This window comes from Actinopolymorpha sp. NPDC004070 (assembly GCF_040610475.1).
Taxonomy (GTDB): Bacteria; Actinomycetota; Actinomycetes; order Propionibacteriales; family Actinopolymorphaceae; genus Actinopolymorpha.
Window position 1 is genome coordinate 151800 of sequence record NZ_JBEXMJ010000007.1, and the last position, 13987, is coordinate 165786.

At 71.8% G+C, this 13987-nt stretch carries 11 protein-coding genes; 8 read left to right on the forward strand and 3 right to left on the reverse strand.

Annotation, left to right across the window (positions count from 1 at the left end; genetic code table 11):
• Positions 1-173: 173 nt before the first annotated feature.
• Complete coding sequence (locus ABZV93_RS14780; RefSeq protein ID WP_354935215.1) at positions 174-1106, forward strand: C1 family peptidase; 933 nt, start codon at positions 174-176, stop codon at positions 1104-1106.
• Positions 1107-1148: 42 nt separating this feature from the next.
• Here the strand turns inward: ABZV93_RS14780 and ABZV93_RS14785 are convergent, their stop codons facing one another.
• On the reverse strand, positions 1149-1658 hold the full coding sequence (locus tag ABZV93_RS14785; RefSeq protein ID WP_354935218.1) for an MFS transporter: 510 nt from the start codon (positions 1656-1658) through the stop codon (positions 1149-1151).
• Between the two features lie 183 nt (positions 1659-1841).
• On the opposite strand from ABZV93_RS14785, the gene purU reads away from it, so the two are divergent.
• Together purU and ABZV93_RS14795 are read left to right on the forward strand one after the other, a co-directional pair.
• Positions 1842-2711, forward strand: a complete 870-nt coding sequence (purU, locus tag ABZV93_RS14790) for a formyltetrahydrofolate deformylase (RefSeq protein WP_354935221.1) — start codon at positions 1842-1844, stop codon at positions 2709-2711.
• A gap of 100 nt (positions 2712-2811) precedes the next feature.
• Positions 2812-3672: a bifunctional methylenetetrahydrofolate dehydrogenase/methenyltetrahydrofolate cyclohydrolase gene (locus ABZV93_RS14795; protein ID WP_354935224.1), complete on the forward strand. Its 861-nt coding sequence runs from the start codon at positions 2812-2814 to the stop codon at positions 3670-3672.
• Positions 3673-3698: 26 nt separating this feature from the next.
• On the opposite strand, the gene ABZV93_RS14800 is transcribed toward ABZV93_RS14795, so the two are convergent.
• The gene (locus ABZV93_RS14800) at positions 3699-4625 is read right to left on the reverse strand and encodes a TIGR03620 family F420-dependent LLM class oxidoreductase (protein WP_354935227.1); all 927 of its coding nucleotides are present in this window, start codon (positions 4623-4625) and stop codon (positions 3699-3701) included.
• The gene (locus ABZV93_RS14805) at positions 4625-5341 is read right to left on the reverse strand and encodes a TetR/AcrR family transcriptional regulator (RefSeq protein WP_354935230.1); all 717 of its coding nucleotides are present in this window, start codon (positions 5339-5341) and stop codon (positions 4625-4627) included. Before ABZV93_RS14805 ends, ABZV93_RS14800 begins: the two co-directional genes overlap by 1 nt.
• Positions 5342-5429: 88 nt before the next feature.
• Here ABZV93_RS14805 and dxr point away from each other — a divergent pair, with 88 nt between their 5' ends.
• From dxr to ABZV93_RS14830, 5 genes are all read left to right on the forward strand, one after another.
• Positions 5430-6668 carry a 1-deoxy-D-xylulose-5-phosphate reductoisomerase gene (dxr, locus tag ABZV93_RS14810; protein ID WP_354935233.1) on the forward strand — a complete coding sequence of 413 codons (1239 nt, stop codon included), beginning with the start codon at positions 5430-5432 and terminating at the stop codon, positions 6666-6668.
• Between the two features lie 40 nt (positions 6669-6708).
• On the forward strand, positions 6709-7998 hold the full coding sequence (locus ABZV93_RS14815; protein WP_354935236.1) for a site-2 protease family protein: 1290 nt from the start codon (positions 6709-6711) through the stop codon (positions 7996-7998).
• Between the two features lie 147 nt (positions 7999-8145).
• Positions 8146-9282, forward strand: a complete 1137-nt coding sequence (gene ispG, locus ABZV93_RS14820) for a flavodoxin-dependent (E)-4-hydroxy-3-methylbut-2-enyl-diphosphate synthase (RefSeq protein WP_354935666.1) — start codon at positions 8146-8148, stop codon at positions 9280-9282.
• An 85-nt stretch (positions 9283-9367) separates the two neighbouring features.
• Entirely contained in the window at positions 9368-10213 is an 846-nt protein-coding gene (locus ABZV93_RS14825; protein ID WP_354935239.1) for a GNAT family N-acetyltransferase, read from the forward strand.
• A gap of 61 nt (positions 10214-10274) precedes the next feature.
• Positions 10275-13934 (forward strand): hydantoinase B/oxoprolinase family protein, encoded by a 3660-nt coding sequence (locus ABZV93_RS14830; RefSeq protein ID WP_354935242.1) that lies wholly within the window; start codon positions 10275-10277, stop codon positions 13932-13934.
• Positions 13935-13987: the final 53 nt, after the last annotated feature.

Genomic DNA, 13987 nt, shown 5'->3' on the forward strand with positions numbered 1-13987 from the left:
GGCATCCGCGGGCGCGGGCACAACCAGGAGACGCGGGCGGACCACTGGGCGACATATCCGCGGTCCGTCCTGGGAAGACACCTGGTGACGGGGTGGTTCGCGGTCATCCCGGCCGCGTTCGCCCCGTTCTCGCTCCACGAGAGCCACGAGAGCATCGCCAGGGAGACACCGCCATGGAGACGATCGTCCTGCCCGGCCGGTCCCGGCCGGTCGGCACGGGCTGGCTGCCCGACCGCCCCGACGTCCGCGACCTGACCAGCCGGTCCACGCCGGTGCTGGACAAGCTGAAGAACTCCTCCTCGGCCAGCCTGCGCGGGCTGGCGGACCGGATGACGACCGCCGGCGGTGGCCGGGCCACCAACAAGCTCCCGGCCAAGGTCGACCTGCGGCCGTGGTGCTCGTCGGTGGAGGACCAGGGTGAGCTCGGGTCGTGCACGGCGAACGCCGCGTGCGGAATCATGGAGTACTACCAGCGCCGGGCCAGTGGAAAGTACATCGACCTGTCCCGGCTGTTCCTCTACAAGGTCACCCGGGACTTCCTCGGGGTGAAAGGCGACACGGGTGCCTACCTGCGTTCGGTGATGGGTGCGCTGGCGGCATTCGGCTCCCCGCCGGAGAAGTACTGGCCCTACGACGTGGAGAAGTTCGACGAGGACCCGCCCGCGTTCGCGTTCGCCTTCGCGCAGAGCTACCAGGCGCTGCAGTACTTCCGGCTCGACCCGGCCGGCACGAACGGTGAGGACGCCCTCGCGGAGGTGCGCAGCCACCTCGCCGCCGGGATCCCGGCAATGTTCGGCTTCACCGTCTACGAGTCGATCCAGAAGCCCGCGAGCGCGGGCGACATCCCGTTCCCGAGCGCCAAGGAGAACGTCCTGGGCGGTCACGCGATCGCCGCCGTCGGGTACGACGACAAGCGCAAGGTGACCAACCCGGGCGACAACACCACGCAGACCGGCGCGTTCCTCATCCGCAACTCGTGGGGGGACAGCTGGGGCGACGGCGGCTACGGCTGGCTGCCGTACGAGTACGTCCGGCGCGAGCTCGCCACCGACTGGTGGGCAATGACCCAGGCGGAGATGTTCGACACCACCGCCTTCGACGAGTAGGTACCGGCGGGGACACGCGGCCGCGAGACGGAGGGGCGTGAGTCAGCCGGCGACGGGTTGCCCGGCCGGCCCCGCCGCCTTCTGGCGTACCGTCTCCCGCATCGCCACGATCGGCAGCAACGCCAGCAGGCACGCGGCCGCCAGCATCACGTAGTCCCAGGTGAAGCCGTAGTGGTCGATGATCCACCCGGACACCGTGGGCACGATGATGCCGGAGACGCCGAGGGCGATCCCGACCACCAGGCCCATCCCCGACGACGCGGCCCGCGGCGTGGAGTCGACGACCAGCGCGTACGCCACGGGGAACGGCGAGTTGCGGAACAGCCCCCAGGCGATGAGCACCGCCCAGGCCGAGGCCGGTGAGCTGATCCAGATCATCGCCAGCACCGTAACCGTCCAGCCGACGCAGATGATCGCCAGGGAGAGCTCGATCCAGGCGATCACCCGCTCGAGGTTGACCCGGCGGCCGAGGACGAGCTGGGCGACCATGATCGGTACGGCGATCAGCGGCAGCCACAGGAACGCGTCCCACCAGGTGCCGACGAGCAGCACCCAGCCGATCAGGCACGCCAGACCCGAGGGGTGGGAATTTCCCGTTCGTCTGGTTCGCCGGGGCTGACCGGGCAGGTTTCGGCCACGGAGCCGGCCACGTCTCGGCCACGTAGCCGGGCGGTGTGACCGGCAGCTGACGGGGTCGGGCCGTGCCGGCAGCCGGTGCCCGGGACAATCGGACCCATGAGCAACACCACCGACCGGCCGGAGTACGTCCTCACCCTCTCCTGTGCCGACCGCCTCGGCATCGTGCAGGCCGTGGCCGGGTTCCTCGCCGAGCGCGGCTGCAACATCGTCGACAGCCAGCAGTTCAGCGACCGGCTGGACGGCGGCTTCTTCATGCGGGTGCACGTCCAGGCGGAGTCCGCGCAGACGACGCTGGAGGACCTGCAGGTCGGCTTCGCCCCGATCGGCGCCACCTTCGGGATGGACTGGCAGCTGCGCGACCTCGGCGCCCGCCAGCGACTGCTGGTGCTGGTCTCCAAGCAGGACCACTGCCTCAACGACCTGCTGTACCGCTGCCGGGTCGGCGCGATCCCGGCCGACATCGCCGCCGTGGTGTCCAACCACCCCGACGTGGGCCCGATGGTGGAGAAGACCGGGCTGCCGTTCCACCACCTGCCGGTGACGCCGGACAGCAAGCAGGCGCAGGAGCAGGCGATCCTCGACCTGGTGTCCGCCCTGCGGGTCGACCTGGTGGTCCTGGCCCGTTACATGCAGGTGCTGTCCCACGACCTGTGCGAGAAGCTGGTCGGCCGGGCGATCAACATCCACCACTCGTTCCTGCCGAGCTTCAAGGGCGCCAAGCCGTACCACCAGGCGTACGAGCGCGGCGTCAAGCTGATCGGCGCGACCGCCCACTACGTCACCGAGGTGCTGGACGAGGGCCCGATCATCGAGCAGGAGGTGGCCCGGGTCGACCACTCGCTGACCCCGGCCAAGCTCGCCGCCGTGGGCCGCGACCTCGAAAGCCTCGCCCTGGCCCGGGCGGTCACCTGGCACCTGGAGCACCGGGTGATCCTGAACGGCATGCGGACGGTCATCTTCCGGTGAGCCCCGCCTGCCGCCGGGCGGCGCCCACCTAGTAGGAACGACGTACGGGCGTACGCGAGTGCGCACAGACGTGACCGACAGGCCCCGAACGAGGAGAGCGATGAGCAGCGCACGGATCCTGGACGGCAAGGCGACGGCGGCGGCCATCCGCGCCGAGCTGACCGAACGCGTGGCCCGGCTGCGCGCGCAGGGTGCCGCACCCGGACTGGGCACGGTGATCGTCGGTGACGACCCCGGCAGTCACGCGTACGTCCGCGGCAAGCACCGCGACTGCGCGCAGGTCGGGATCGAGAGCATCCAGGTCGAGCTGCCCGCCGACGCCACCCAGGAGGAGGTCGAGGCGGAGGTACGCCGGCTGAACGCCGACCCTGCCTGCACCGGGTTCATCGTCCAGCTGCCGCTGCCGAAGGGGCTGGACGCCAACCGCGTGCTCGCCCTGATGGATCCGGCCAAGGACGCCGACGGGCTGCACCCGGCGAACCTCGGCTGGCTGGTGCACGGCAACCCGGCGCCGCTGCCGTGCACGCCGCGCGGCATCGTCGAACTGCTGCGGCGTTACGACGTGGAGCTGGCCGGTGCGGAGGTCTGCGTGATCGGCCGCGGCATCACCGTCGGCCGTCCGCTCGGGCTGATTCTCACCCGGCGGTCGGAGAACGCCACCGTGACGTTGTGCCACACCCGGACGAAGGACCTGGCCGCGCACGTGGGCGCCGCGGACATCGTGGTGGCGGCGGCCGGGGTGCCCGGGCTGATCCGTGCCGACATGGTGCGGCCCGGCGCGGCGGTGCTCGACGTGGGCATCACCCGGACCGACGCCGGCCTGGTCGGCGACGTCGACCCGGGTGTGCGCGAAGTGGCCGGCTGGCTGGCGCCGATGCCCGGCGGGGTAGGCCCGATGACACGGGCGATGCTGCTCACCAACGTGGTCGAAGCAGCGGAAGCGGCGGCCGCCTCCCGCTGACCGGTCGGAGCGGCCGGCCGCCTCGATCAGCCGAGCAGGGCCGGCGCGAGCTCGCGCAGCTGGTCGAGCCCGAGGCCGTGTTCGGGCGCGACCGCCTGCAGCAGCACGTGGTCGGCGCCGGCGTCCAGGTGTGCGCGCACCCGCGCGTGTACCGCGTCGACGTCACCCCACGCCACGATCGCGTCGACCAGCCGGTCGCTGCCGCCCTTGTCGAAGTCCTCGTCGGCGAAGCCGAGCGCCCGGAGATTGTTCGTGTAGTTGGGCAACCCGAGGTAGTAGGACGTGTGCTCCCGGCCCAGGGCACGCGCCCGCTCGGGGTCGCTCTCGACCAGGACCGCCTGTTCGGGGATGAGCAGCGGGCCGGCACCCAGCACCTCGCGCGCACGAGCGGTGTGCTCGGGCGGTACGAAGTAGGGGTGCGCGCCCTGCGTACGGTCGCGGGCGAGCTCCAGCATCTTCTGGCGCAGGGCGGCGAGCACCACCGGCGGGTCGTCAGAGGGGCGGGCCGCCTCGTAGGGGACACCGTCCTCCATCTGCTCGAGGTAGTCGCGCATCTTGGCCAGCGGACGTTCGTACTCTCCGCCTCTGGCCTTGACCGCGGGCGGGTGGCTCACGCCGAGCCCGAGGACGAACCGGCCTGGAAACGACTCCGCCAGCGTGAGCGCGGCGGCCCGGGAGGCCGTCGCGTCGCGGGCCCACACGTTGGCGATCCCGGTGCCCATCGGGATGCGCGCGGTCGCCCCGAGCAGGACCGCCGCGTTGGCGAACGGCTCCTTCGACAGCGGGGTGTCGGAGACCCACAGGGAGCCGTAGCCAAGTTCCTCGATCTCGGCCGCGGCCTCGCGGGCGGAGGCCGCGGACGCCCAGTTCAGGGCGCTGCTCCAGACGCCGACGGAGCCCAGCCGCTCCTTCCAGGTGTCGGGCCGGGCCGCATTGCCGGACAGGGGTGCCATCAGAAGAGACCTTTCGTGGGTAGGTGGATGTCGGTGTCTCGGTGTGTCTGTGTTTCGGGGGCCGGCCCGGTGAGGGCGGCGAGGGCGACCTCCGCGACGTCGGGCAGCGTGGCGGCGCCGCTCGTCGTACGCCCGAGCTGCCACATCCCCTCGACCACCGCGAAGAGGTAGCGCGCCAGCGCCGTCGTCGAGCCCGGTGCGGTGAGCTCGCCGGCCGCCCGCGCCTGGTCCAGAGCCTGTGCGACCCGGGCCGCCATCCGCTGCTGGTAGGCCTCGATCTCCCGCGCCACCTCCTGATCGCCGGGCAGTAGTTCGAGCGTGGTGTTGGCGACCAGGCAGCCGCGCTTCTCGCTCTGCCCCTCGCTCTGCCCGTCCAGATGCCCGGCAACGCGTTCGGCGTGGTCGCGGACGAACCTCCGGACGCCCTCCAGCGGCGAGGGCGCGGTGGTGATCGTGGCGTCGAGCGCGGCCAGGCTGCGCTCGGCGTGCCGGCGCAGTGCCGCCAGGAACAGACTGTGCTTGTCGCCGAACGCGGCGTACAGGCTGCCCCGGTGGAGCCCGGTGGCGGTGGTGAGGTCGGTCAGCGACGTCGCGTGGTAGCCCCGGGCGAGGAACGCCTCGACAGCTGCGTCCAGGGCGGTGCCCGGGTCGAAGCAGCGCGGCCGGCCGGGCGGCCTGCTACGTGTGCTCGGCGGAGCGAGGGCGATGACGGACACGGGTATGAGTATATGACCGATCGGTCAAAAACCCACCGAGACGCGACCGTACGCCACCCGCCCACTCCGATAGGGGACACTGGTGCTCATGCGTGAGGTGGTGCTCCTCGGCTCGACCGGCTCGATCGGAACCCAGGCGATCGACGTCGTACGCCGCAACCCGGACCGGTTCCGCGTCGTCGGCCTCGCCGCCGGCGGCGGGCAGGTGGACCTGCTCGCCCGGCAGGCGCTCGACCTCGGGGTCGACGTGGTGGCGGTGGCCCGCTCGACCGTCGTCCAGGACCTCCAGCTGGCGTTCTACGCCGAGGCCCAGCGGCAGGGCTACTCCCGCGGCGAGTTCAGCGTGCCGAAGATCCTCGCCGGCCCGGACGCGGCCGCGGAGGTCGCCACCTGGCCCTGTGACACCGTTCTGAACGGCATGACCGGCTCCGTCGGGCTGGCGCCCACCCTCGCCGCCCTGAACGCCGGCCGCACGCTCGCGCTGGCCAACAAGGAGTCCCTGATCGCGGGCGGCCCGCTGGTGCGGGCGGCGGCCAAGCCCGGCCAGATCGTCCCGGTCGACTCCGAGCACACCGCGCTGGCGCAGTGCCTGCGCTCCGGCAGCCGGGCGGAGGTGCGCAAGCTGGTGGTCACCGCCAGTGGCGGCCCGTTCCGTGGCCGCACCCGAGCCTCGCTTGCCGACGTCACGCTCGAGCAGGCGCTGGCCCACCCCACCTGGAACATGGGCCCGGTGGTCACGATCAACTCCGCCACCCTGGTCAACAAGGGGCTGGAGGTGATCGAGGCGCACGAGCTCTTCGACGTCCCGTACGCCGACATCGAGGTGGTCGTGCACCCGCAGTCGATCGTGCACTCGATGGTGGAGTTCGCCGACGGGTCCACGATCGCCCAGGCCAGCCCGCCCGACATGCGGCTGCCGATCGCGCTCGCGCTCGGCTGGCCGGACCGCGTGCCCGACGCCGCGCCCGCCTGCGACTGGACCAAGGCAGCCAGCTGGGAGTTCGAGCCGCTGGACGACGAGGCGTTCCCGTCCGTGCGCCTCGCCCGGGAGGCGGGGGAGCGGGGCGGCCTCGCACCGGCCGTCTACAACGCGTCCAACGAGGAGTGCGTCGCGGCGTTCACGGCGGGTCGGCTGCCGTTCCTCGGCATCGTGGACACCGTGGCCGCGATCGTCGGGGAGTACGCTCACCAGGCGGGCCCCGGAGCCGGCGGGAACCCCCGTACGCTCCCGGAGGTTCTGGAGGCGGAGACCTGGGCACGTGCCCGCGCCGCCGAACTCATCGAGGGCCACGCCGCATCGCCTGACCGGGAGGGCTCCTCCGCATGAACCTCCGATCGACCTGGGATCGACCTGACATGGACGTGCCATGGACCTGATCGCGATCATCGGTGCCGTCGTCTTCTTCGTCGGCGTCCTGGCCTCGGTCGCCCTGCACGAGGTCGGACACTTCGCCCCGGCCAAGTGGTTCGACGTCCGCGTCACGCAGTACATGGTCGGGTTCGGCCGCACCGTCTGGTCGCGCCGGCGCGGCGAGACGGAGTACGGCCTGAAGCTCATCCCGTTCGGCGGCTACGTCCGGATGATCGGGATGTTCCCTCCCGCTCCCGACGGGCGGATGCGCAAGGCCAGCACCGGGCCGTTCCAGACGCTGATCGAGGAGGCCCGCAACTCCTCGGCCGAGGAGACGCCGCCCGGTGAGGAGCACCGCCTCTTCTACACCAAGAAGTGGTGGCAGAAGCTGATCATCATGAGCGGCGGCCCGCTCATGAACATCATCCTGGCGGTCCTGTTGTTCGGGGTCGTGCTGATGGGCTTCGGCACCGACGTGCCCAAGCCGACGATCAGCGCGGTGCCCGACTGCGTGGTCCCGGCCGCCGACGGCGCCCGCAAGTGCACGCCCGCCGACCCGCTGTCGCCGGCGAAGAAGGCCGGCCTGCGGCCCGGCGACGAGATCGTCGCCTTCGACGGCACTCCGGTCGACTCCTGGAACAAGACGTCCGCGCTGATCCGCGACGCCGGCGCGGGGCCGGTCACGATCACGGTGGAACGCGACGGCGCGCGCCGCACCCTGCACACGACGCTGATCGCGGCCGACCGGCCCGACCCGAACAACCCCGCGAAGCTGGAGCGCGTCGGCTTCCTCGGAGTGAGCCCGACCGTGGTCCGCGAGCGCCAGGGGCCGGCCGCGGTGGTCGGTGAGATGGGCCGGCTCACGGCCGCGACCGCGCAGGCCATGGTGCACATCCCCGAACGCATGGTCGGAGTGGCCAAGGCGGCGTTCGGGGAGAAGCGGGCGATGGACAGCCCGATGAGCGTGATCGGCGCCAGCCGCGTCGCGGGCGAGATCGCCTCCGCGTCGCAGGTGTCGGTCGGCGACCGGATCGCCACGTTCCTGCAGTGGCTCGGCGCGCTGAACCTCTTCGTCGCGCTGTTCAACCTCGTCCCACTGCTGCCCATGGACGGCGGCCACATCGCGGGCGCGTTGTACGAAGCGCTGCGGCGCGCCGTGGCGCGGCTGCGGCGGCGCCCCGACCCCGGCTACGTCGACGTCGCGCGGGCGCTGCCGGTGGCGTACGCGGTGGCGAGCGTGCTCATCGTGATGGGCGTCCTGCTGTTGTACGCCGACATTGTCAATCCGGTACGGATATCGAACTGAGGTGCCGTACCCAGTGATCCAGCAAGCGGCCCGCGACGCCTCCGGAGAAGTGATCCGGGCGGCCAGCCGGGTAATGATCCAGACGTACGCACGGGAAGCCGTGCGACGAGCAGCGAAGGACAACTCGTGACCAGCATCGACCTCGGCATGCCCGCAGCACCCCCGCCCGTCCTCGCCGAACGCCGCAAGACCCGGCAGATCCGCGTCGGCAAGGTGCTGGTGGGCGGTGACGCGCCGGTCTCGGTGCAGTCGATGACGACGACGCCGACCACCGACATCAACGCGACGCTGCAGCAGATCGCGGAGCTGACGGCGACCGGGTGCGACATCGTGCGGGTAGCGGTACCCAGCCAGGACGACGCCGACGCGCTGCCGGCCATCGCCGCAAAGTCGCAGATCCCGGTGATCGCCGACATCCACTTCCAGCCGAAGTACGTCTTCGCCGCCATCGAGGCCGGTTGTGCCGCGGTGCGGGTCAACCCCGGCAACATCCGCAAGTTCGACGACCAGGTGAAGGAGATCGCCCGCACCGCCGCCGACGCGGGCGTGTCCATCCGGATCGGCGTCAACGCCGGCTCGCTGGACCCCAGGCTGCTGGAGAAGTACGGCAAGCCGACCCCGGAGGCGCTGGTCGAGTCGGCGCTGTGGGAGGCGAGCCTGTTCGAGGAGCACGGCTTCCACGACTTCAAGATCTCGGTGAAGCACCACGACCCGGTGGTGATGGTGCGGGCGTACGAACTCCTCTCGGAGCAGTGCGACTACCCGCTGCACCTCGGCGTGACCGAGGCCGGCCCGGCGTTCCAGGGCACGATCAAGTCCGCGGTGGCGTTCGGCGCCCTGCTGTCGAAGGGGATCGGCGACACGATCCGGGTGTCCCTGTCGGCCCCGCCGGCGGAGGAGGTCAAGGTCGGCATCAAGATCCTGGAGTCGCTGAACCTCCGCCCGCGCAAGCTGGAGATCGTGTCCTGCCCCTCGTGCGGACGCGCCCAGGTCGACGTCTACAAGCTCGCCGACGAGGTGACCGCGGGCCTTGAGGGCATGGAGGTGCCGCTGCGCGTCGCCGTGATGGGCTGCGTGGTGAACGGCCCCGGCGAGGCGCGCGAGGCGGACCTCGGCGTGGCGTCCGGCAACGGCAAGGGCCAGATCTTCGTCAAGGGCGAGGTCGTGCGAACCGTTCCCGAGAGTGAGATCGTGGAGACCCTCATCGACGAGGCCATGCGCATCGGTGAGGAGATGAAGGGCGCCGGAGTAGCATCCGGTGCACCCGAGGTCTCGGTGCGCTAGGCCGGGAACGATGATCGTCGGGACCGGCCGGGGCGCAGCCGGTGCTTTGCGAAGCCGGCCGGTGACGATCGCGAGGAGGCGGGGGATGCTCGACACCACCGAGCGGGTCCGGCTCCTGCGCACGTCCGACCTGCGCGCGGTCCGGCGGCTGCTGGACGCGGACCCGGTGACCAACGTGTTCATCGACGCCCGGGTGCGCGCCGCCGGCAGCGACCTGCGCCGGATGGGTGGCCAGTTGTGGGGGTACGGCGAGGGCGGCCGGCTCACCTCGCTGTGCTTCGCCGGCGCCAACCTCGTACCCGTCGCCGCCACACCGTCCGCGGTCGCGGCGTTCGCCGAGCTGGCCCTGCGGTACGGCCGTAACTGCTCCTCGGTGTGGGGTCCGCGCGACGCGGTGGCGCCACTGTGGGACGCGCTCGAGCCGACCTGGGGACCGGCCCGCGGCGTGCGCGGCGAGCAGCCGTTCCTCACCACCCGTGACCAGCCCGCGGTGCCGGCCGACCCGGCCGTGCGCAGGGTCCGCATCGACGAGCTCGACGCGCTCTACCGCGCCAGCGTGGCGTTCTTCCGCGAGGAGCTCGGGGTGAGCCCGGAGGAGCGCGACGGCGGGGCCTACTACCGCGCCCGGGTCGCGGAGCTGATCGCCCGGGGGCATGCGTTCGCGCGGTTCGAGAACGGCGAGGTCGTCTTCAAGGCCGAGATCGGGGTGGCGACCCCGCGGGCGTTCCAGATCCAGGGTGTGTGGGTGCGCCCGGACCGGCGGGGCGAAGGGCTGGCCGCGCCCGGGGTCGCGGCCGTGACGGCGGCCGGTCTGCGCGACGTGGCGCCGGTGGCTACGTTGTACGTCAACGACTTCAACCACGCGGCACGGCACACCTACGCACGCGTCGGCTTCAGCCACGCCGACACCTTCATGACGGTGCTGTTCTAGACGGACCCTACGGACCCGTGCTGTTCCGGAGGCCGTCCTCCACGAAGCGGTAGGGAGCGGTGTGGCACGCGGGACAGTGGGCGCAGGCTGGCAGTTCTGGATCGACCGGGGCGGCACGTTCACCGACGTGGTGGCCCGCACCCCCACCGGTGCGCTGCTGACCCACAAGCTGCTCTCCGACAATCCCGCCCGCTACGCCGACGCCGCGGTGGCCGGCATCCGGGCGCTGCTCGACCAAGCTGGTGAGGCGGCCGGTGAGGAACCGGATGCGAGGCCGATCGCCGAGGTGATCGAGGCGGTACGCATGGGCACCACGGTGGCCACCAACGCGCTGCTCGAACGCCGCGGCGAGCGGACCGCGCTGGTGATCACCCAGGGGTTCGCCGACGCGCTGCGGATCGGCTACCAGAACCGCCCGCGCATCTTCGACCGGCACATCGTGCTTCCGGACATGCTGTTCGAGCGGGTCGTCGAGGTGGCCGAACGTGTCACCGCCGACGGCACCGTTTTGCGCCCTCCGGACCTCGACGCGCTGGAGGAGAAGCTGCGCGAGGTGTACGCCGACGGCATCCGCGCGGTCGCGGTGGTCTGCCTGCACAGCTACCTCCACCCCGCGCACGAGCGGCAGGTCGGCGAACTGGCCGCACGGATCGGTTTCCCACAGGTCTCGCTGTCGAGTGAGGCCAGCCCGCTGATGCGGGTGGTCCCTCGCGGTGACACCACGGTGGTCGACGCCTACCTCTCCCCGGTGCTGCGGCGCTACGTCGAGCACGTGGCCGCCGAGCTGTCCGGCGTACGCCTGATGTTCATGCAGTCCAACGGCGGGCTGGCCGAGGCGGGCCACTTCCGCGGCAAGGACGCCATCCTGTCCGGACCGGCGGGCGGGATCGTCGGCATGGTGCGGATGTCGCGGCTGGCCGGGTTCGACAAGGTGATCGGCTTCGACATGGGCGGGACGTCCACCGACGTGTCGCACTACGCCGGTGAATACGAACGCGTCTTCGACACCCAGGTGGCGGGGGTGCGGCTGCGCGCGCCGATGCTCGACATCCACACCGTCGCGGCCGGCGGCGGGTCGGTCCTGCACTTCGACGGCAGCCGCTACCGCGTCGGACCCGACTCCGCGGGTGCGGATCCCGGGCCGGCCTGCTACCGGGGCGGCGGCCCGCTCACCGTCACCGACGCCAACGTGATGCTGGGCCGGGTGCAGCCGGCGTACTTCCCGCACGTCTTCGGACCGGGCGGCGACCAGCCGCTGGACGTCTCCGTCGTGCGGGACGGGTTCGCGGACCTGGCCGAGCGGATCGCCGCCGCGACCGGTGACGACCGTACGCCCGAACAGGTCGCCGCCGGGTTCGTGGCGATCGCGGTCGCCAACATGGCCAACGCGGTGAAGAAGATCTCGGTGCAGAAGGGCCACGACGTCACCGAGTACGCCCTCACCACCTTCGGCGGCGCGGGCGGCCAGCACGCCTGTGCGGTGGCCGACGCGCTCGGCATCCGCACGGTCCTGGTGCCGCCGATGGCGGGCGTGCTCTCCGCTCTCGGCATCGGCCTGGCCGACACCACCACCATGCGCGAGCAGTCCGTCGAGTGCGGGCTGGACGCCGACGGCATCGAGCGGGTCGAGGCGGTGGCGGCCGATCTCGCCCGCACCGCGCGCGAGGAACTCCTCGCCGAGGACGTGCCGGCCGAACGCATCGAGGTGGTTCGCCGCGCGCACCTGCGTTACGACGGGACCGACACCGCGGTGCCGGTGGCGCTGGCCGAGCCGGCCGACCCGGCGGCGATGGTGGCCGAGTTCGAGGCGGCCTACCGGCGTACGTACTCCTTCCTGATGGACCGGCCGCTGGTCGTGGAGGCGGTGTCGGTCGAGGCGGTCGGCGCCACCGATCCGCCCGACCTGGACGCCCTGGCACCGGCCGACCCGGCCGCGGGGACCGCTCCCGAAGTCGAGGAGCCGACGGTACGGATGTACGCCGGTGAGGGCTGGCACGACGTGCCCCTCCTGCGCCGCGACCGGCTCGCCGCCGGCACCACCGTCACGGGACCGGCCGTCGTCACCGAGGCGAACGCCACCACCGTGGTCGAACCCGGCTGGGCGGCCACCGTCGCCGCGACCGGCCACCTGCGGATCGAACGCGTCAGCGCCCGCGCCGACGTGGACAACGTCGGCACCGAGGTCGACCCGGTCCTGCTGGAGATCTTCAACAACCTCTTCATGTCGATCGCGGAGCAGATGGGTGCCCGGCTGTCCTCGACCGCGCAGTCGGTGAACATCAAGGAGCGACTGGACTTCTCCTGCGCGTTGTTCGACCCCGACGGCAACCTCATCGCCAACGCGCCGCACATGCCGGTGCACCTGGGCTCGATGGGCGCGAGCGTGCAGGAGGTGATCCGCCGGCGCGGGAACGCGATGAAACGCGGCGACGTCTACGCGGTCAACGACCCCTACCACGGCGGCACCCACCTGCCCGACGTGACCGTGGTGACGCCGGTGTACGACCAGGCGGGGGAGACGGTGCTGTTCTTCGTCGCCTCCCGCGGACACCACGCCGAGATCGGCGGCCTCACCCCCGGCTCGATGCCGGCGACCAGCCGCTCGGTCGAGGAGGAGGGGGTGCTGTTCGACAACTGGCTGCTGGTGGAGAACGCCCGGCTGCGTGAGGACGAGACGCGGCGGCTCCTCACCGAGGCGGCGTACCCCTCCCGCAACCCCGACACCAACCTCGCCGACCTGCTCGCCCAGATCGCCGCCAGCGAGAAGGGTGTGGAGGAGGTCGCGAAGATGATCGACCACTTCGGGCTGGACGTCGTACAGGCGTACATGCGGCACGTGCAGGACAACGCCGAGGAGGCAGTACGCCGGGTGCTCGCCACACTCGAGGGCGGGTCGTACAGCTACGAGATGGACTCCGGCGCCCGGATCGAGGTGCGGGTCGAGGTGGACCGCTCGGCGCGTACCGCCACCATCGACTTCACCGGCACCTCGGCCCAGCTCGACACCAACTTCAACGCCCCGGCGTCGGTGGCGACGGCGGCCGCGCTGTACGTCTTCCGCACCCTGGTCGACGACGACATCCCCCTCAACGACGGGTGCCTGCGGCCGTTGCGCATCGTCGTACCCGAGGGCAGCATGCTCGCGCCGAGGTTCCCGGCGGCCGTGGTGGCCGGCAACGTCGAGACCTCGCAGGCGGTGACCGGTGCGCTGTACGCCGCGCTCGGCGTGCAGGCCGAGGGCTCGGGGACGATGAACAACGTGACGTTCGGGAACGCGCGGCACCAGTACTACGAGACGGTCGCGTCCGGGTCGGGCGCGGGCGAGGGCTTCGACGGCGCGGCCGTGGTGCAGACGCACATGACGAACTCCCGGCTGACCGACCCGGAGGTGCTGGAGTGGCGGCTGCCGGTGCTGCTGGACAGCTTCGCGATCCGGCGGGGGAGCGGCGGCGCCGGGCGCTGGCGCGGTGGTGACGGGGCGGTGCGCCGGCTGCGGTTCCTGGAGCCGGCGACGGTGAGCACGCTGTCGGGCCACCGCCGGGTCGCGCCGTACGGCATGGCCGGCGGACAGCCCGGCGCGCTCGGGCACAACCGGATCGAACGCGCCGACGGCAGCGTCGTGGAGTTGGCCGGCGCCGACTCGGCGGAGGTGGGTCCGGGCGACGTGCTGGTCGTGGAGACACCGGGCGGCGGGGGATACGGGCCGGTTGGTCCCGCCTGAGGCGCTTGGCGGGGTGCACCTGATCGGCCCGAGCCGAGCACGGTAGGTGGGCG